This window comes from Microbacterium sp. USTB-Y (genome assembly GCF_023703415.1).
In the GTDB taxonomy this organism is placed as follows: Bacteria; Actinomycetota; Actinomycetes; order Actinomycetales; family Microbacteriaceae; genus Microbacterium.
In genome coordinates, this window is record NZ_JAGMTU010000003.1 from 471,633 (window position 1) to 489,917 (window position 18,285).

General features: G+C 72.7%; 15 protein-coding genes. 10 read left to right on the plus strand and 5 right to left on the minus strand.

Annotated features, from left to right (window positions below; genetic code table 11):
- The first annotated feature begins 87 nt into the window (after positions 1-87).
- From J8G10_RS09425 to J8G10_RS09440, 4 genes are read left to right on the plus strand one after another with little or no spacing between them, the layout of a single operon-like run.
- Positions 88-1,119, plus strand: coding sequence for an iron-siderophore ABC transporter substrate-binding protein (locus J8G10_RS09425; RefSeq protein ID WP_251443621.1), 1,032 nt, complete (start codon positions 88-90; stop codon positions 1,117-1,119).
- Complete coding sequence (locus tag J8G10_RS09430) at positions 1,119-2,168, plus strand: iron ABC transporter permease (protein ID WP_251443624.1); 1,050 nt, start codon at positions 1,119-1,121, stop codon at positions 2,166-2,168. The genes J8G10_RS09425 and J8G10_RS09430 overlap by 1 nt, the downstream gene beginning before the upstream one ends.
- Positions 2,165-3,220 carry an iron chelate uptake ABC transporter family permease subunit gene (locus J8G10_RS09435; protein ID WP_251443627.1) on the plus strand — a complete coding sequence of 352 codons (1,056 nt, stop codon included), beginning with the start codon at positions 2,165-2,167 and terminating at the stop codon, positions 3,218-3,220. Before J8G10_RS09430 ends, J8G10_RS09435 begins: the two co-directional genes overlap by 4 nt.
- Entirely contained in the window at positions 3,217-4,011 is a 795-nt protein-coding gene (locus J8G10_RS09440) for an ABC transporter ATP-binding protein (RefSeq protein ID WP_251443631.1), read from the plus strand. Before J8G10_RS09435 ends, J8G10_RS09440 begins: the two co-directional genes overlap by 4 nt.
- A 243-nt stretch (positions 4,012-4,254) precedes the next feature.
- Here J8G10_RS09440 and J8G10_RS09445 read toward each other — a convergent pair whose 3' ends face one another.
- Complete coding sequence (locus J8G10_RS09445; RefSeq protein ID WP_251443634.1) at positions 4,255-7,104, minus strand: FAD-binding and (Fe-S)-binding domain-containing protein; 2,850 nt, start codon at positions 7,102-7,104, stop codon at positions 4,255-4,257.
- A gap of 83 nt (positions 7,105-7,187) precedes the next feature.
- Between J8G10_RS09445 and J8G10_RS09450 the strand changes: the two genes are divergently transcribed.
- Positions 7,188-7,838, plus strand: coding sequence for a GntR family transcriptional regulator (locus J8G10_RS09450; RefSeq protein WP_251443637.1), 651 nt, complete (start codon positions 7,188-7,190; stop codon positions 7,836-7,838).
- A gap of 58 nt (positions 7,839-7,896) precedes the next feature.
- On the opposite strand, the gene J8G10_RS09455 is transcribed toward J8G10_RS09450, so the two are convergent.
- Complete coding sequence (locus tag J8G10_RS09455) at positions 7,897-8,778, minus strand: NAD-dependent epimerase/dehydratase family protein (protein ID WP_251443640.1); 882 nt, start codon at positions 8,776-8,778, stop codon at positions 7,897-7,899.
- A 79-nt stretch (positions 8,779-8,857) separates the two neighbouring features.
- Between J8G10_RS09455 and J8G10_RS09460 the strand changes: the two genes are divergently transcribed.
- On the plus strand, positions 8,858-9,436 hold the full coding sequence (locus tag J8G10_RS09460) for a TetR/AcrR family transcriptional regulator (RefSeq protein ID WP_251443643.1): 579 nt from the start codon (positions 8,858-8,860) through the stop codon (positions 9,434-9,436).
- An 84-nt stretch (positions 9,437-9,520) separates the two neighbouring features.
- Here the strand turns inward: J8G10_RS09460 and J8G10_RS09465 are convergent, their stop codons facing one another.
- Positions 9,521-10,351 (minus strand): 2-phosphosulfolactate phosphatase, encoded by an 831-nt coding sequence (locus J8G10_RS09465; RefSeq protein WP_251443645.1) that lies wholly within the window; start codon positions 10,349-10,351, stop codon positions 9,521-9,523.
- 84 nt (positions 10,352-10,435) lie between these two features.
- On the opposite strand from J8G10_RS09465, the gene J8G10_RS09470 reads away from it, so the two are divergent.
- From J8G10_RS09470 to J8G10_RS09480, 3 genes are all read left to right on the plus strand, one after another.
- On the plus strand, positions 10,436-11,398 hold the full coding sequence (locus tag J8G10_RS09470; protein WP_251443647.1) for a J domain-containing protein: 963 nt from the start codon (positions 10,436-10,438) through the stop codon (positions 11,396-11,398).
- 166 nt (positions 11,399-11,564) lie between these two features.
- Complete coding sequence (locus tag J8G10_RS09475; protein WP_251443649.1) at positions 11,565-13,424, plus strand: sensor histidine kinase; 1,860 nt, start codon at positions 11,565-11,567, stop codon at positions 13,422-13,424.
- On the plus strand, positions 13,415-14,080 hold the full coding sequence (locus J8G10_RS09480; RefSeq protein WP_251443651.1) for a response regulator transcription factor: 666 nt from the start codon (positions 13,415-13,417) through the stop codon (positions 14,078-14,080). Before J8G10_RS09475 ends, J8G10_RS09480 begins: the two co-directional genes overlap by 10 nt.
- A gap of 105 nt (positions 14,081-14,185) precedes the next feature.
- On the opposite strand, the gene J8G10_RS09485 is transcribed toward J8G10_RS09480, so the two are convergent.
- Together J8G10_RS09485 and J8G10_RS09490 are read right to left on the minus strand one after the other, a co-directional pair.
- Entirely contained in the window at positions 14,186-15,487 is a 1,302-nt protein-coding gene (locus tag J8G10_RS09485) for a serine hydrolase (RefSeq protein WP_251443652.1), read from the minus strand.
- A 1-nt stretch (position 15,488) separates the two neighbouring features.
- Positions 15,489-16,724 (minus strand): serine hydrolase, encoded by a 1,236-nt coding sequence (locus J8G10_RS09490; RefSeq protein WP_251443654.1) that lies wholly within the window; start codon positions 16,722-16,724, stop codon positions 15,489-15,491.
- A 212-nt stretch (positions 16,725-16,936) separates the two neighbouring features.
- Between J8G10_RS09490 and J8G10_RS09495 the strand changes: the two genes are divergently transcribed.
- Complete coding sequence (locus J8G10_RS09495) at positions 16,937-18,250, plus strand: serine hydrolase (protein ID WP_251443657.1); 1,314 nt, start codon at positions 16,937-16,939, stop codon at positions 18,248-18,250.
- The last annotated feature ends 35 nt before the right edge of the window (positions 18,251-18,285 follow it).

The window sequence follows — 18,285 nt, forward strand, 5'->3', positions numbered from 1 at the left end:
CGGGGTCGACGATCGACTCGTCCCCAAGGAATCGGGAAGCATAGGTTAGGCTTACCTACCTACCCGTTCCTTTCTTCGAGGAGACCCATGCCCTCCCTCCGTCTGCGCCGCAGCGCGGCCGTCCTCAGCCTCCTGACCGCCGGCGCCCTCGCCCTCACCGCGTGCTCGACCGGATCCGCACCGGACGCGAGCGGGACCGGATCCGCCGACGGCGCGTTCCCCGCGACGATCGAGCACGTCTACGGCAAGACCGTCATCGAGTCGGCGCCCCGGAGCGTCGCGACGATCGGCTGGGGCAGCTTCGACGCCGCGATCGCCCTGGGCACCATCCCCGTCACGATCCCGAAGGCGACGTTCGGCGACCCGGACGGCGACGGCTACCTGGAGTGGACGAAGGCCGCGATCGAGGCCGACAAGGCGAAGCTGCCGCCGCTGCACGACGAGACCGACGGCATCCCCTACGAGAAGATCGCCGACACCTCGCCGGATCTGATCCTGGGCACCAACTCGGGCCTGACGAAGCAGGAGTATGACACCCTCACCAAGATCGCGCCGACCGTCGCCTACCCGGGCTCCCCCTGGGGCACGTCCTGGCGCGACTCGACGACGATGATCGGCACGGCGCTCGGCAAGTCCGCCGAGGCGAAGACGCTGATCGCCGACACCGAGAAGGCCATGTCGACCGAGATGGCGAAGTACCCGGCCGCCAAGGGCAAGACCGGCATGGTCATGTGGGTCGACGCGAAGGATCTCGGCAAGGTGCAGTACTACGTGCCGAGCGACACGCGCGTGCAGTACCTGAACGACCTCGGCTTCGCCACCCCGTCCTCGATCACCGAGCTCGCCAAGAACGAGAAGGGCTTCGTCGGCACGATCTCGGCCGAGCAGGCCGACAAGCTCGACGCCGACGTCGCGGTCGTCTACGTGCAGGGCGGGGATCTGTCCACCCTGCAGAACGACCCGCTGCTCAGCCGGATCCCGGCCGTGAAGAAGGGGTCCGCCGTGCTCGTGAACGACGAGGCGCTGCTGATGGCAGTGTCGGCTCCCACCGTGCTGTCCATCCCGTGGGCGCTGCCGACCTACGCCAAGCTGCTCGGCGAGGCCGCCGCAAAGGCCTGATGACCCTCGCCTCCGCACCGACGACGCCCGCGTCGGGACCCAGGACGCGCCGCCGCGCGCTCCGGGCCCCGGCGTGGGCGCTCGTCGTGTGCCTGGTCGCCCTGCTCGCCGCGACCCTGCTGTCCCTCGCCCTGGGCGCGCGCCTCGTGCCGCTCGGCGCCGTGTGGGACGCATTCCTGCGTCCGGACGGATCGACGGACCAGGCGGCCGTGCTCTCCCGGGTGCCCACGACGATCACCGGGCTCCTCGTCGGAGCGGCCCTCGGCATGGGCGGCGCCCTCATGCAGGGCATGGCCCGCAACCCGCTCGCCGACCCCGGCCTGCTGGGCGTGAACGCCGGCGCGTCGCTGTTCGTGGTGCTCGGGATGACGCTGTTCGGATGGCAGGCGCCGCTCGTGATCGTGTGGTGCGCCCTCGCCGGCGCGGCGGTGGCGGTCGTGCTCGGCTACGGCGCCGCGGCGGCGAGCCCCGGTGGCGCGACCCCGGTGACGCTCGCCCTCGCGGGCGCGGCGGTCACCGCGATCGCGACGGCGGTGATCACGGGGATCCTCATCGTCGATCAGTCGACGCTGGAGAGCTTCCGGTTCTGGCAGGTCGGATCCCTGACCGCGGCGTCGTTCTCCTCCCTCGCCCAGCTGAGCGGCCTCCTCGCCCTGGGCGCGGTGCTCGCCGTCGCCTGCTCGGGTCGGCTGAACGTGCTCGCCCTCGGCGACGACGTCGCCCGCGGCCTGGGCGTGCGGGTCGGCGCCTCCCGCCTCACCGCGGTGCTCGCGGTCGTGCTCCTGTGCGGCACGGCCACGGCCCTCGCCGGCCCCATCGGCTTCGTCGGGCTGGCCGTGCCGCATGCGGTCCGCTTCCTCGTCGGCGCCGACTACCGCTGGATCGTGCCGCTCTCCGCGGGGGCCGGGGCGGCGTTCCTGCTCGTCTGCGACGTGATCGGCCGGATCCTGGCGCGCCCCGGAGTGCTCGAAGTGGGCATCGTCACGGGCGTGGTCGGCGCCCCGGTGTTCATCGCGCTCCTGCGCCGGCGCAAGGCGGTGGGACTGTGACCGTCCTCGACACCGCGCGGACCGCGGCCGCACCCGCATCGGCGGATCGTCTTCGCGCCGCCCGCCGCCGCAATGCCGTGCGCGACGCCGTGCTCATCGCGGGACTCGCCGTCGTCGTCGTCGCGCTGTGCACCGCCGGTCTGGTCTTCGGCGCGAAGACCCTGGCTCTGCCCGACGTGCTGCGCGCGCTCACCGGCCAGACCGTTCCCGGCGTGAGCTTCGCCGTGGTCGAGCTGCGACTGCCCCGCGTCGTCGGCGCGCTGCTCGCGGGAGCCGCGTTCGGCCTCGGCGGCATGCTGTTCCAGACCCTGCTGCGCAATGTGCTCGCGAGTCCCGATGTGATCGGCATCAGCGCGGGATCCAGCGCCGCGGCGATCACCGCCATCTCGTTCTTCGGCGCCTCCGGACTCGTCGTGTCCGGCGCGGCCATCGCGGGAGGGCTCGCGACCGCGCTCCTCATCTGGGTGCTCGCCTACCGCCGCGGGCTCTCCGGCCTGCGCTTCGTGCTGGTCGGCATCGGCGTCGCCGCCGCACTGCAGGCGGTGATCAGCTACGTGCTCACCCGCTCCGACGTCAAGGCCGCCGAGCAGGCGACCGTGTGGATGGCCGGATCCCTCAGCCGCAGCCTCTGGGATCAGCTGGCTCCGACCGCGCCCGCGCTGCTGGTGCTGCTGGTGATCGCGCTCCTGGCGGCGCGCGCGCTGCCGGTCCTCCGCCTCGGCGACGACTCTGCGACCGCGCTCGGCGCGCGTCCGCAGCGCTCCCGGATCCTGCTGATCCTGTGCGCGGTGCTGCTCGTCGCGGTGGCCACCTCGCTGACCGGGCCCATCTCGTTCGTCGCGTTCCTCGCCGGTCCCATCGCCCTGCGGCTCGTCCGGCGCGACGCGGCCCTCCCCCTGGCCTCGGCCCTCCTCGGCGCGATCATCGTGCTCGCCGGCGACGCGGTCGGCCAGCACCTGTTCCCGATCACGCTGCCCGTCGGCGTGATCACCGGCGCGATCGGCGCGCCGTTCCTGCTGTGGCTCCTGATGAGAGGACGCACGCGCGCATGAGCTCGCACACCCTCGAGGCGAAGGCCCTCACCGTCGGGTACGACGGCGACCCGGTCATCGACGGACTCGACCTGACGCTCCCCGGATCCGGGATCACGATGATCGTCGGCGGCAACGGCTGCGGCAAGTCGACCCTGCTGCGCACCCTCGCCCGGCTGCTGAAGCCCCGCAGCGGATCCGTGCTGCTGGACGGGTCCGCGATCGCGCAGCTGCCCACCAAGGAGGTCGCCCGCATCGTCGGCCTGCTGCCGCAGGCGCCGGTCGCCCCCGACGGGATCAGCGTCGCCGACCTCGTCGACCGCGGGCGCACGCCGCACCGCGGCTGGCTGGGCGGACGCGATCACCGCGACGACGAGGTCGTCGCCGACGCCCTGCAGGTCACCGGCATGACGGAGTTCGCCGAGCGTTCGATCGACGAGCTCTCCGGAGGGCAGCGGCAGCGCGCGTGGGTCGCCATGGCGCTCGCGCAGGAGCCGGACATCCTGCTGCTCGACGAGCCCACGACCTACCTCGACCTCGCCCACCAGGTCGAGCTGCTGCAGCTGCTCGTGCGCCTCTCGCGCGAGCGCGGCACGCAGGTGGTCGTCGTGATGCACGAGCTGAACCTGGCGACCCGCTACGCCGATCACCTCGTCGCGATGCGCGACGGCCGCATCGTCGCCGAGGGCGCTCCCGGCGACGTCGTCACGGTCGAGCTGCTCCGCGAGGTGTTCGACCTCGAGGCGGTCGTGATCCCGGATCCGATCGCCGGCACGCCGATGATCGTGCCCGTGGACGTGCACCGGAGCTGAGCGGGCGGATCCCGGACTCTCGCCTCCCGGGGCACAAGGTGCCGCTGTGAGCACCGGATGACGGTAGCTGTTGCGGCGGGACGGGAGCGGTCCTGGGCGGGGTATCAGAGCGGGAGGCGCGGGAGTCCGGCACGGTGACCGCCCGTGCACAACTCAGGCTGCGTCCGGCTGAGGAGCAACCCCGTCCGCGGATTTCCGCGAAGCGGGCGACGCGCGCTTCGCACCCAGCCTGAGTTGTGCACGCTAGGGCCGGGTCAGCTCCTCGAGCACCTCGACCACATGCCGGTACGGCCTTCCAGTCGCTCGGCTCATGCCCAGCTCGCAGGTGCGGTTCGCCGAGACGTAGGCGTCGAACCCCCCGCGCTCCGCGTCCGCCGCGGCGACCTCGGCGGCCTCGACCGCCGTCGCGCTCGCGGTCAGCTCGGGGTGCAGCATGCCGCGGTCGCCGGCGAAGGCGCAGCACCCCCAGCCGTCGGGCACGTACACGTCCTCGGCCACCGCCGCGGCGAGCGCGCGCAGCGCGCCGGTCGCTCCGAGCTGCGTGGTGGAGCACGTCGGATGCACCGCGACGGATCGGATCCGCTCGCGCACCGTCAGCTTCGGCAGCGCCTCCCGGGCGAGGAACGTCGTGGCGTCCTCGATGCGCAGGGCCGCGTACTCGGGGTGCTCCGCCATGGCCTTCGCAAGCATGACGTGCAATCCCTCGGTGCACGACGCCGCGTCGCAGACGACCGGCAGCGCTCCCTCCCGGCTGGCCCGCCACAGCGCCGGCAGCACGCGCTCGGTCATCGTGGCGTAGCCGTCGAGCTGACCCTTCGACTTCCACGGGGTGCCGCAGCAGAGTCCGCCGGCGTCGGCCGGCACGCTGTACGCGATCCCCGCCCGCTCCAGCAGCAGCCGCACCGCCTCGCGGGAGCCCTCGCCGTGCACGCCGTCGGGATCCTGCTCCGCGCCGAACATGGTGCCGATGCAGGATCCGAACAGCACCGCCTGCGCGTCCGCCGGAGCCGCCGCGCGCAGCGCCGGAGACCCGCCCGCCGGAAGGCCGCCGTCGTAGAGCGGCACGGTGTCCGCGCCGAGCACGGCCCGGCCGGCGCGGGTGACGGCGGTCACGAGCGGCGCCGGCAGCGCGTTCGCGACCGTCAGCGCGAGACCGCCGCCGCGGGTGATCGCGCCCCAGCCCTTCGCGGCCGTGTTCCAGACGCCCTGCTCGAACCGGTTCGCCTCCTCGGCGCGCAGCCGGCGCACGAGGTCGCCGGTGTTGATGTCGACCGGGCAGGCGACCCCGCACATGCCGTCGACCGCGCAGGTCTGCACCGCGTCGTAGTCGTAGTCCCGCGCGATCTCGGCCGCCACCTCGACTTCGCCGCGGTGCAGGGCGGCCGTCATGTCCCGGCGCAGCACGATGCGCTGCCGAGGGGTGAGGGTCACGTCCTTGCTGGGGCAGGTCGGTTCGCAGTACCCGCATTCGACGCACCGGTCGACCTCCCCCTCGACGGTCGGCACGGTCTTCAGATCGGCGAGGTAGGACGTCTCGTCATCCGACAGCACGACACCCGGATTGAGGATCCCGTCCGGGTCGATGAGTCCCTTGAGCTCCCACATCATGTCGGTCAGCACGTCGCCGTACTGGCGCCGCACGAACGGCGCCATGATCCGCCCGGTGCCGTGCTCCGCCTTGAGCGTGCCGCCGTGTGCGAGGACGAGCTCGACGAGATCCTCGGTGAACGCCTCGTACCGGCGCAGCGCCGCATGGTCATCGAAGCGCTCGTTCACGAGGAAGTGCACGTTGCCGTCCTTGGCGTGCCCGAAGATCACGCACCCCTCGTAGCGGTGCTTCTCGAACAGCGCCGTGAGTCCCTCGCACACGCCGAGCAGCTCCTCGACCGGAACCGCGATGTCCTCGAGCAGCGCGGTCGTGCCGCTCGGGCGAGCGCCCGCGACCGCGGTGTACAGGCCCTTGCGCACGGTCCACAGCTCCCCGCGCTCGGCCGGATCCTGGGTCATCCGCGCCGGCGTGGTGAGCGGCAGGGTCCCGACGTGCGCGAGAGCAGCCTCGACCCCGGCCTCCAGCGCCCCGGGATCCGCGGCGTGCACCTCGATGAGCAGCGCGGCGTGCCCTCGCACGTCGATGTCGGCGATCACCTCGGGCACGGTGCTGAGGGACTGCGCCACCCGCAGCGATGCGGCGTCGAGCAGCTCGATCGTGGCGAGGCCGAGTGCGGTGAGGCCGGGCAGCGCCGCCATCGCCGCGGAGAGCGTGTCGAACACGAGCAGGCCCGTGGAGATCTCGGGCTGGATCGGGATCGTGCGGAACCGGGCCTCGGCGACGAACGCGAGCGTCCCCTCGGATCCGATCACGAGATGCTCCAGGATCCGCACCTCGTCGTCGAAGTCGAGGAGGGAGTTCAGCCCGTACCCCATCGTGTTCTTCATCGAGAACTGCCGCGCGACCTCGGCGCTCAGCGCAGGGTCGGCGCGCAGGCGGTTGCGCAGATGCACCAGGCCCTGAGCGATCGCGGGCTCGCGCTCGCGCAGCTTCGCGGCGGCGTCAGGATCGGCGGTGTCGAGGACCGTGCCGCTGGGCAGCACGAGCAGCATCGACTCGATCGTGCGGTACGAGTTCTCGACGATCCCGCAGGCCATGCCGCTGGAGTTGTCGGCGACGACTCCGCCGATGGTGCAGGCGATCTCGCTCGCCGGATCCGGGCCGAGCTTGCGGCCGAACCGGGCGAGGCGGGTGTTGACCTGTCGCACGGTCGCACCGGGCTGGGCGGCGACGCTCCGGCCGTCGTCGGAGACGCGGATGCCGCGGAAGGCCGAGCGGGTGTCGACCATCACGTCGCCGGTGACGCCCTGGCCGCTGAGGCTCGTGCCGCCCGATCGGAAGGTGAGGGTGCGCCCGGCGGCGCGCACGGCCGAGAACACCCGGGCGACCGCGGCGGCGTCCTGCGGCACGAGGACCGCATCCGGCACGAACAGGTAATGCGACGCGTCGTGCGCCCGGGCGAAGCGGTCGATCGTGCGGGACGCGACCCGCACGTCCGGGCCGAGCAGCGCGGCGTCCAGCGGCGAGGTCAGGGCGGCGGGCATGGAGGCTCCTTACTCTCGCTGCACTGCGAAGCATATTGTCAGACAAGTATACCGACGGGTGGAGGATCTCCTACACTGATCGCATGGTCGACAACACACTGGCCGTCGTCGGCGTCGTGGAGGCGGCGAGCAGGATGCTGCGCGACCGGATCCTGAGCGGCGCCCTCGCGGGCGGCACCCCGGTGACCGAGGCCTGGGCGTCGGCAGAGTTCGGCATCGCCCGCCCTACCGCGAAAGCGGCGATCGAACAGCTCGTGATGAGCGGTCTGCTCGTGCGCACCGCGCACCGCAGCGCTCGCGTCGCCGCGATCGACGCGGAGATGGTGCGCGACGTGTACCGCACCCGGGCCCTTCTGGAGGCCGGCGCCCTGCGCACCCTGGCGAAGGAAGGGGTCGTGCCCGCCGCCGCGGTGCTGGCCAACGAGGAGATCGCCGGGATGGCGCCCGGCCCGGACCCCGCGACGGTCGACCCCGACATCCGCTTCCACACCGCCCTGATCGACGGCCTGACGAGTGCACGCACCTCACGGATGTATCGCACCCTGCTCGACGAGGCGCGCCTCTGCATGGCGCAGGTACAGGACCGCCGCCTGCTCGACGCGGCGGCGATCGCCGCCCAGCACCGCGCGATCCTCGACGCGGTGCGCGGCCACGACGGCGACCTGGCCGCGCGGCTGCTGCACGACCATCTCGGATCCGCGGAGGAGCGACTGGTGGACGCGCTCGGGGCCTGACCCTCAGCGCGCCCCTCGCCCATCCGGGAGCACCCGGCGGACCGAGCGCTCCGCCGTCTCACGCCTCGAGAGCCTCGAGGTCCTCGATCAGCCGCGCATGCGTCGGCACCCAGCCCATCGCCTCCCGCGTATGGGCCGAGGACGCCGGCTGGTCCGCGGCGAACACGGGCCCGATCGGTCCGAAGGCCTCGACCGGCGCCTGCTGCACAGGGAGGCCGAGACGTCGGCCGATCACCTCGGCGATCGAGCGCACGGTGTCGCCCTCATCCTGCACGGCATGCCATGCGGTGCCGGGTGCGGCGTTCTCGAGCACCATCCGGAACAGGACGGCAGCATCGAGAGCATGCACCGCGGGCCAGCGCTGTTCGCCTGTTCCGGGATAGGCGGCGACTCCGCTCCGGCGCGCCATGTTCGCGAGCAGCCCGGCGAACCCGCCGTCGCCGTCCTTGTGCACGGTGCGGGGCAGGCGCACGGCCGCGGTGCGGATCCCCCGCGATGCGGCCGCGAGGGTGCGTTCCACGGTGACGGCACGGCCGCCGACCGGGCCGTCGGTGGGCAGCGGGTCGGTCTCGACGGAGGGGCGCCCCTCGGCGCTCGGCGTCCCCGAGACGACGACGAACGGCCGATCGCTGCCCGCGAGGGCATCGACGATGGCGTCGATCGCGGCGCTCTCCTCGGCGATGTCCCGCTCGAGCGCCGCCTGCGTCGAGAAGTCATTGCCGAACGCCAGATGGATGACGCCGTCGGCGGCCGCTGCGGCGCTCCGGATGACGTCGAGGTCGGCCAGTCCACCGCGGACGACGGCGGCTCCCGACGACTCCGCTGCGGCGGCGGACGCGTCGGATCGGGCGAGCGCGACGACGGAGTGCCCGCCGTCGATGAGCTCGGCGACGACGGCCGAGCCGATGAGCCCGGTGCCGCCGGTGATGAAGACCCGCATGGGTACCTCCGATGAGTGATGGGATAGTAGTCCCATCACTTTATGACGGGACCTTTGTCCCGTCAACTAGAATGGAGGAATGGCACGTTGGGCACCGGGAGCGCGCGAGCGGTTGGTCCTCGCCGCCGTCGACCTGTTCCACGACCAGGGGTACGACGAGACCACGGTCGCACAGATCACCGCGCGGGCGGGCGTGACGAAGAGCACCTTCTTCCGCCACTTCACCGACAAGCGCGAGCTCCTCGTCGCCGGTCAGGCGGCCATGAGCGCCCTCCTCGCCGAAGGGATCGCGGCGGCACCGCCAGAGGCCTCGGCGCTCGACGCCGTGGCCGACGGGCTTCGCCGGGCCGCCAGCGCGTACGGACCGCTGAGCCGCGAGATCGCGCCCCGGCTCGAGGCCGTGGTCAGCGCGAGCGCCGAGTTGCGCGAGCGGAACGCCCAGAAGTCCGTCGGCCTCGCCGCGGCGATGGAGGAGGCGCTCGTCGCCAGGGGCGTCGCGCCGGTCGTGGCGCGGCTCGCCGCCGAACTCGGCGTCCTCGCCCACCACAACGCGTTCGCACGCTGGGCCGCGGAACCGGACGCGACGACAGAGGCGATGGCGCACTACTCGGTCGAGGCGCTCGCCGAGCTGCGCGCCGCCGCCGCCGAACTCGCCTGAAGCCGAGCGCAGGCGAGGCGGCTTCCCTTCCCCAGCCTCCGCCGCCCGGGCAGGGCAGAGTCGAACCGGGATCCGGATCCGGGATCAGCGTCCGTCGGCGAGATCTCCTGGATCCGCTTCCCGGAACACGCCGTCCACGAGCACCGGCACGGTCGCGGAGACGTCGGTCTGCGCGGCGATGAGCACGTCGCCGCCCTGGCCGTAGTCGTCGCGCAGCTCGACGCCGCTGGTCGACGCGGTGAACAGGTGCCGCGCCGCCCGGGCGAGGCCCGTGTACGCGGCGCAGGCCGCGGCCGCCTCGGGAGAGCACGCATCGATGCCGAGCCCGCCGAGCGCGTCGATCACGGCGCCCGCGGTGAGCAGGTCCTCCACCGAGAAGCGCACGGTGTCGTCGTCGCGCACCTCGCCGCCGGCGACCACGGCGACCTTCACCCGGTGCCCGACCGCATGCTGGCGTGCGAGGATCCATTGCGCGACGGCCGTGCGGTTGCGCAGCGACGCGGCGAGCACCGGCACGCCGAAGGCCGCCGCCGCGGCCGACAGCCGGGAGCCGTTGAACGACGGCACCACCGCGCGGGTCGCGCCGAACGCCGCGACGTTCTCGGCGGTCAGGCTCGACGGCGACAGCGTCACACCGTCGCCCCCGCGGGGGCCCGCGAGCCGGGCCGCGCCGAAACCGCCGCCTGCCGCGACGGCCTCCGCCTCGGCCCTCGTGCCGGCGAACGGCTGCACCTCGAGCCCCTCGCTGACCGCCCGCTCCACGGTCGTGGTGAACGAGATCGCGTCGATCACGACGATCACGCCGGCGCCCTGCCCGATCGACCGCAGCCCCTCGCGCGCCCAGTCGAAGCGCACCTCGTACTCCTGCTGCAGCGGACGGTCGGGGCTCATCGGCGTTCTCGCGGTGCTGCTCACCCGGGGAATGCTACCGGGCCGACCGGATACCCTGGATCCCGCGTGCCCCGCCCGCACGACCGCCGGCAGAACCCGAGGAGCGCGATGTTCGACAGCCCGCTCTCCGCCTCCGCGTACGAGGTGCTGGGCGTCGTCGCCACGGCCTCCGATGACGAGCTCCGCCGCGCCTACCGGCTGCAGCTGCGCCGCACGCACCCCGACACCGGCGGGGATGCGGCCGTGTTCATCCAGGTGCAGCGCGCCTGGGAGCTCGTCGGCACCCCCGAGCTGCGCGCGGGCTACGACCGGGGGCACGGGTTCGCCGACGACGACGCGCCCTGGGACGGCTGGCGCGCCCCGGCGGCCCGCACCGACACCCGGCCGCGCGCGAAGTCCTACGGGGAGGCGGGCGGGAGCCGGCGTCGGCACTACATCGCGCAGGTGCGCGCCTGGACCGGATCCGACGTGGCGGATCCGTACGATCCCGCCTTCGTGCGCACGGTTCCGCGCGAGCTGCGACGAGTTCTCGCGAACGCCCTCGCCGAGGAGCACACCGCCCGGACGGTCGCCGACCTGGGTATGGGCTTCACCGCCTGGCACGACGTGGCGATCCCGTCCGGGACGCCCGTGGCCGGCGCGCCCCTGTCCGGTGCCGCCGGCGGAACACCCCCGTCGCCCGACACGCTCGACCACATCGTCCTCGGCCCCTCGGGCCTGTACGGCCTGATGTCGGCCGACTTCGGCGAGATCGCGAGCTTCCGCGGCGGCGAGGTCATCGGATCCGGCACCGGCTCCCGCGCTCCGGTCACCGCACTCGTGACGCAGGTGCGAACGATCGCCCGCGCCGCCCGGGTGCGCTTCGGCGGCGCGATCCTGGTACTGCCGGACGACGACCTGGCGCAGGCGACGACCCCGCTCGGCGCGATCCGCGGCACGACCGTCGTGGTCGTGCGCCGCAGCGCCCTGCGCCCCCTGCTCCGCGCCGGGGTGCCCGGGTCCCGCACGATCGGCGGCACCGAGCTGTTCGATCTGCGCACGCGGATCCAGCAGACCGTGCGCTTCGCCTGACGACGACCGGATCCGGATCCGGCTCTCCCGTCTGTCTCTGATGTCTCTGAGGGAGGGGCGCGGGCTGCGGACCGCACAGGACCCAGGCCCATGGCGACGTCCGCCGCGGCGGGCCATCATGAGGGTGGGCTTGTCGCGCACGCGACGCGGCGGAGAGGGGCGACCGATGACGACGCAGGGCGGCACCCCGGCCTCCGCCGACGACGCCGACGCGACTGCACCCGCACCCGCACCCGCACCCGCACCCGCACCGAGCTCGGCATCCCCCGGCGCGGTCCCTGCCCCCACTCCCTCGCCCCGCGCGGTCCCCGCCCCCGTCACTCCGCGCACCGGCGCACCCCGGCCGCTGCCCGCGGCCCTCATCATGGTCGCGGTCTTCGCGTTCCTCCTCGGCGGGGTCGAGCTCGCCCTCGGCCTGGGCGCCCGGAGCACGTTCTGGGTCGTCGCGCTCTTCACCGGCGTGTTCTGGATCTGGGTCGCCGCGGGGCTCCTGGCCTGGTGGCGCCGGCCGCACAACGCCACCGGAGTGCTGCTCGTGATCGGCGGCATCGCGCTGTTCCTCGCCGGGCTCGTGAACGTCGGCGTCGAGGTGCTGTCGGTCGTCAGCGCGGTCTTCGCCACGAGCCCCCTGGCGATGACGGTGCATCTGCTGCACGCGTTCCCGTCGGGCCGGCTGCGCGGGCGGCTCTCCATCGCCACGGTCGTGCTGGCGTGGATCTCCTGCCCGGTGCTCCAGCTCGCCGTGGTGCTGACTTCGGTCCTCGCACCGGACGCGGCCGGGGTGATCGCCACGGTGCAGAAGGGCATCGGGATCACCGCGATGGTGCTCACCGCGATCGTGCTCAGCCGACGGCTCGTCGCGGCCGATCCCGGACACCGGCGGGTGCTGGGCCCGCTCTTCGGCTACGGCATCGTCGCCGTGCTGCTGCTCGCCTTCGCGCCGACGATCGTGCACGCGTTCGGCTGGCCCCGCGAGATCGGCGGCATCACGCAGCTGCTCGTCTCCGCGGCGATCCCCGTCGCGTTCCTGCTGGGCGTGCTGCTCGGAGGCTTCCGCCGCACGGGCGACCTCGAACCCCTGAGCGCCTGGCTCGGCGTCAGCGGCGCGGGCGGTCCTGCGGTCGCGCGAGCACTGGCGGCCACCCTCGGCGACGACTCGCTGGAAGTCGTCTACTGGTCCGAGGAGCACGAGGAGTTCGTCGACGGGGCGGGCGCGCCGGTCGATCCGTCGCGTCGCGGCGCGGATCGCGGCTGGTGCGAGATCCGCATCGACTCCCGGCTCGTCGGCGCGATCGTCTACGACACCCGGATGACCGCGGATCCGGGACCGGTGCGGCGCGCGGGCGACGTTCTCGCCATCGCGATCGACCGGGAACGCCTCACCGCCGAGCTGCGGGCGAGCAACGAGGCGCTCAGCCAGTCCCGGATCCGGCTCGTCGAGACCTCCGATCGCGAGCGCTCACGCATCGCGCAGGACCTGCACGACGGGATCCAGGTGCAGCTCGTGCTGCTCGCCCTCGCCGCCCAGACCATCGCGAACGACCCGGACGCGCGCCCGGCGACGAGCGAGGCCTCGGCCCGACTGCGGCAGGGGATCGATCAGGCGGCGGCGGATCTGCGTCGGCTGGTGCACAACGTGCTGCCGGTGGCGCTCACCGAGCGCGGGCTCACCCCGGCCGCGGAGGACCTCGTCGACCGCCTGGCGATCCCGGCGACGCTGGAGGCCGACGTCGACGACGCGGCGATCTCGTCGACGACCGCGCACACCGCGTACTTCATCATCGCCGAGGCCCTGACGAACACCGTCAAGCACTCGAAGGCGTCGCGGGTGCGCGTCGCGATGCGCACCCAGGACGGCCGGCTGCACCTGGTGATCCACGACAACGGGGTCGGCGGAGCGAGCCTCGACCGCGGAGCCGGGCTCCGCGGTCTGCTCGATCGGGTGGACGCGCTGGGCGGCCGGCTGCGCCTGCGGTCGGATCCGGGACACGGCACCGAGGTGAAGGTGGATCTGCCATGCGGGTGATCATCGGCGAGGACGAGGTGCTGCTGCGCGAGGGTCTGCGCCACCTGCTCGCACAGGACGGCTTCGAGGTGGCCGCCGCCGTCGGCGACGCCGAGGCGCTGCTGGAGCAGGTGGACCTGCTCACGCCGGACCTGGTCATCACCGACATCCGGATGCCGCCGACGCACACCGACGAGGGCCTGCTCGCGGCGCTCCGGATCCGCACGGCGCACCCCGGGATCCCGGTCGTCGTGCTCTCGCAGTACGTGCAGCGCCGCTACGCGACCGAGCTGCTGGATCAGGACGGCGGCGGCTTCGGCTACCTGCTCAAGCAGCGCATCGCCGACGTCACCACGTTCACCGCCGACCTGCGCCGCGTCGCCGCGGGCGGCACGGCTCTGGACCCCGAGGTGGTCTCGGTGCTGGTGACCCGCGCCAGCCGCGCGAGCGGAGCCGTCGGCTCGCTCACCCCGCGCCAGCTCGAGGTGCTCTCGCTCATGGCGGAGGGACGCAGCAACGCGCGCATCGCCGCCGATCTCTTCCTCACCGAGAAGGCGGTCGTGCAGCACACCTCGCACATCTACACCGCGCTCGGACTGCCCGTCGACGGCGACGACCACCGCCGCGTGCTCGCGGTGCTGCGATTCCTCGCCTCCGTCGCCGAGGAGTACCGCTGAGCCCTTCACGGGGGCACCGCGTTTCGTCTCGCTGCGCTCGCTCAACGACCCCGACGGGAGGGCGCGCTCGCTCAACGACCCCGGCAGGAGGATGCACTCCTCGTGCTACTTCCGCGGCGGCGGAGCATAGGCGGTGCCGAGCTCACCGGTGAGGGCGACCAGGAGCCGCACCGCGGGCGTCTGGCAGATCGCATCGCCCGGGTCGTCCGTGAGCGTGGGCGACGTCGTGCAGCCGCCCGAGGCGATGTCGCTGTTGGTCTGCACCGCGACCGTGGTGTCCGTCGCCGTGTCGTAGAAGAGCGAGGTGTTGTAGCCGGAGAGGTCGCCGGTGTGCCCGACCCACCCCTGCGAGCAGCTCATCCCGAAGCCGTAGCCGATGTCGGAGAACGAGGTCAGCCGCAGGGTCTGCGTCTTCGCGTCGACGAGCCCCTGCCCGGTGCCCAGCGCGCGTCCCATCGTCAGCAGATCGTCGATGTCGGAGATGATCTCGCCGGCCGTGAAGCTCCACGACGGGTTCCAGTCGGTGGAGTCGGCCGGGGCGTCCGGGGTCGCGCTGTTCCCGTTCAGGGTGTAGCCGCGCGCATACGGCTCGGGCAGCGCCGCCGAGGTGCCGGGCCAGGACGTGTTCGCCAGATGCAGCGGATCGAAGATCCGGGACTGCATGAGCCGGCCGACATCCTCTCCGGTCACCTTCTCGATCACCTTCCCGAGCAGGACCGTGTTCGTGTTCGAGTAGGCGAAGCCCTCGCCCGGGGGGAACAGAGGCGAGACGGCGGCTCCTGCCGCGATGACCTCCTCGGGCGTGTAGACCGCGGTCGGATCCGCGAAGTACTTCTCCAGGAGCTTCTCGTTCATGGTGTAGCTGGCGACGCCGCTGGTCATGTCGGCGAGCTGGGTGAGCGTGATCCGGTCTCCGTTCGGGATCCCGTCCACATACTTCGAGATGGTGTCGCTGAGCTTCAGCTTCCCCTCCTGGGCGAGCTGCAGCACGATCGTCGCGGTGTACATCTTCGTGAGCGACGCGATGCGGGTGTGCATGCCGACCTGCATCGGAGTCCCGGCGAGATCGGCGTTCCCGTAGGCCTTGGTCCAGGTGCCCTCCGGCGTGCGCACCCCCACGACCGCGCCCGGCGAGGCTCCGAGCGCGAAGGCCTTGGCCGCCGCGGCGTCCAGCTTCGCGACGGTCTCCGCCGGCAGCGCCGACAGCGTCTTCGCGCCGGCCTTCGCGGCGATGGTGGCGGCCGGATCCGCGACGCAGCCGGCGGTCGCCGCACTCGCGGACGGCGACGGCGAGGCCGTGCCGGGCGCGGCGCCGGACGGACTGGTGCAGCCGGCCAGGACGAGGGCGCCGACGACCACGGCGAGCGCCAGGGGGTGGCGGGGGGTGCGGCGGGACGGCGTGATCATGTCAACCTCCGTAGATGCTCGTCATGAGCGTCGTGGCGATCGTCGCCGCGGGCGGACGCCCGTCGGCTGCCGGGGCGAGGTTCGTCCAGACGACGATCGTCACCTTCTGCTCCGGGTCGTACCCCATGAAGGAGTTGAAGCCCGGCAGCTCACCCGTGTGACCGTAGAGCGGCCCGATCTTGGCGATCCCCCACCCGTACTGCGGGTCGGGCAGCGGGGGCAGCGGGATGGGCACCGGCTGCACGCTGGCGAGGCGCTCCCTCTGCAGCGTCGGGCTGAGCAGGCCACCGCCGCCCAGCGCCTCGACCCAGTGCGCGAGGTCCCGGATCGTCGAGACCCCGGCGCCTGCGGCCCCCGCCCAGGACGGGTTCAGCTCCGTCGTGTCTCCGGGCAGCAGCGTTCCGGCCTTCGCCTGCGCGAGCTGATCGGGCGGAAGCTCGCTCGTCTCCATGGTGTCGACGTTGGTCGAGTACATGTAGCCGTGCGAGAACGGTGCGGGGAGGGCGGCGTCGTCGGCCGCGGGGTACGACGTCTCCCGCAGCCCCAGCGGGGTGAACAGCCGCTCCTGGAAGATCTCCGCGAGCGGCTTCTGCTCGAGCTGCTCCGCGATGAGCCCGAGCAGCACGGTGTTGGTGTTGGAGTACGCCCAGCCGTCCCCCGGCGGGAACAGCGGCGGCTCGGCGAGGCCCATGGCCGCGAGCTCCTCGGAATCCCACACCCGCTGCGGCTGCGTGTCGAGGGCCGTGTTCAGCGCGAGGGTGGTGGTGTAGTTCGCCAGCCCGCTGCGCATCGTGAGCAGCTGCTCGATCGTGATGCGGCTGCCGTTCGGCACGTCGGGGCGGTACTTCGACACCTTGTCCGTGAGCGCGATGCGCCCCTCCTGCACGAGCTGCAGGATCACGGTCCCGGTCATCGTCTTCGTGTTGGATCCGATGCGGAAGTGATCGTCGAGCGACACCGGAGTGGATCCGCGCAGCTCGGTCGTGCCGTAGGTCGCGGTGACCTCCCCGTCGGGGGTGCGCACGAGCATCGCGGCCCCCGGAACGCCCAGCTCGGCGGCGAGGGCGGCGAAGCGCGTCCGCAGCGCGGCCGGATCCGTCGTGACGGATCGCCCCTGGGCGGAGGGCGAGGGCGACGCCGACGGGCCGGCGACCGGTGCACCGGCGCAGGCCGGGAGGCACAGGGCGATGACCGCCGCAGTGGCGAGCGCCGCCACCCGGCGACCCCTGTTCGACATCCTCACGGCGACTCCTCCGTCGTCTCCCGCACACACGGCGGGTTTCGCCGACGCGGTCTCCCCGATGAGATCCGCGCCGGCCCCGGCATCCCCAGCGGGTCCAGTCTCCCGAAGCCGGCACCGGCGCGGAATGGGTCTACGTCTATTCCTTCGCGCGGGCCGTGATGGGAGAGTGTGCTCGGGAGGGTTCGCTCATCGGAAGGGACACCGTCATGGCCACCGCACGACTCGCGAGGCCGGTCGCGCTCGCGGCCGCTCTGCTCCTGCTCGCCGGGTGCTCATCGCAGCCCTCGACCGGCCCCACCGCCACCGGCGCCGGCACGCCGACGTCGACCGTGCCGGCGGTGTCGACCTGCGTCGCGGATCCCGCCGCGGTCGTCGCCCGTTCCGCAGACCTGCCGACCTCCGCGATGCCCGACGACCTCGTCGCGACGATCGACAAGGCCGCGCAGGACTCCTTCGCCCAGACGTCCGCGAAGGGCGCCGTCGTGGCCGTGCAGTCGCCGAAGGGCCTGTTCCTCAAGGCGTACGGCATCGCGGATCCCGCCACCGGAGCACCGATGACCACCGACATCTACCAGCGGGTCGGATCCATCACCAAGACCTTCACCGGCACGCTCACCGTGCAGCTCGCCGCCGAGGGGAAGCTCAGCCTGGACGACCCCATCTCGAAGTACGTGGACGGGGTGCCGCGCGGCGGCGAGGTCACCATCCGGATGCTCGCCGACATGAGCAGCTCGGTGACGAGCTACACGAAGGACGACGCCTGGCAGAAGGTGTTCTTCTCGGATCCGGACCGGGTGTGGAAGCCGGAGGAGCTGCTCAAGGCGGGCATCTCGCTGCCGCCGCAGGATTTCGCGCCGGGCACCGCCTTCGACTACTCCAACACCAACACGATCCTGCTGGGCTTCGTGATCCAGAAGGTGACCGGCAAGAGCTATCAGGACGTGCTCGCCGAGAAGATCCTGACGCCGCTCGGGCTCACGCACACGATCTTCCCGGCCGGATCCGCCGCGTTCCCCGACCCGCACGCCCAGGGGTTCACCCTGCAGGGCGGCCACGGGACGCCGGAGAACCCGGCGAACACGACGAACTGGAACCCGTCGTGGGGCTGGACCGCGGGCGAGCTGATCTCGAGCGCGCAGGATCTGCTGCGCTACGGACGCGCGGAGGGCACCGGCGCGGGGCTCGTGCCGGCGAAGCAGCAGGAAGAGCGGCTCACCTCGTTCCGCGAGTTCAACGGCCCGGGCGCGGGCGGCTACGGCCTCGGCTGGGGCTGCCAGAACGGATGGGTCGGCCACACCGGCGAGCTGCCCGGCTACAACACGGCGATGTTCTACAGCACGGCGGACGACACCACGATCATCACCATGGTGAACAGCGACATCCCCTCCGGCGACTGCCCGAGCGACGCCCGCACGCTCACCGACAACCCGACCGACCTGCCCTGCAGCTCGCCCGCGACCCGGATCTTCCAGGCCCTCGCGACGACGCTCGGCACCCCCTTCGCCCCGCAGAAGAAGTAGCCGACGAGACGGCGGCCCCGGGGTCCGGATCGGGG

Bases quoted from the DNA above. Each gene is read 5' to 3' on its own strand.
- J8G10_RS09450 (WP_251443637.1), top strand. From the start codon at position 7,188: ATGGTCGACAACACACTGGCCGTCGTCGGCGTCGTGGAGGCGGCGAGC.
- J8G10_RS09485 (WP_251443652.1), bottom strand. From the start codon at position 15,487: ATGATCACGCCGTCCCGCCGCACCCCCCGCCACCCCCTGGCGCTCGCC.
- J8G10_RS09470 (WP_251443647.1), top strand. From the start codon at position 10,436: ATGTTCGACAGCCCGCTCTCCGCCTCCGCGTACGAGGTGCTGGGCGTC.
- J8G10_RS09430 (WP_251443624.1), top strand. From the start codon at position 1,119: ATGACCCTCGCCTCCGCACCGACGACGCCCGCGTCGGGACCCAGGACG.
- J8G10_RS09490 (WP_251443654.1), bottom strand. From the start codon at position 16,724: ATGTCGAACAGGGGTCGCCGGGTGGCGGCGCTCGCCACTGCGGCGGTC.
- J8G10_RS09460 (WP_251443643.1), top strand. From the start codon at position 8,858: ATGGCACGTTGGGCACCGGGAGCGCGCGAGCGGTTGGTCCTCGCCGCC.
- J8G10_RS09445 (WP_251443634.1), bottom strand. From the start codon at position 7,104: ATGCCCGCCGCCCTGACCTCGCCGCTGGACGCCGCGCTGCTCGGCCCG.
- J8G10_RS09475 (WP_251443649.1), top strand. From the start codon at position 11,565: ATGACGACGCAGGGCGGCACCCCGGCCTCCGCCGACGACGCCGACGCG.
- J8G10_RS09455 (WP_251443640.1), bottom strand. From the start codon at position 8,778: ATGCGGGTCTTCATCACCGGCGGCACCGGGCTCATCGGCTCGGCCGTC.
- J8G10_RS09495 (WP_251443657.1), top strand. From the start codon at position 16,937: ATGGCCACCGCACGACTCGCGAGGCCGGTCGCGCTCGCGGCCGCTCTG.
- J8G10_RS09440 (WP_251443631.1), top strand. From the start codon at position 3,217: ATGAGCTCGCACACCCTCGAGGCGAAGGCCCTCACCGTCGGGTACGAC.
- J8G10_RS09480 (WP_251443651.1), top strand. From the start codon at position 13,415: ATGCGGGTGATCATCGGCGAGGACGAGGTGCTGCTGCGCGAGGGTCTG.
- J8G10_RS09425 (WP_251443621.1), top strand. From the start codon at position 88: ATGCCCTCCCTCCGTCTGCGCCGCAGCGCGGCCGTCCTCAGCCTCCTG.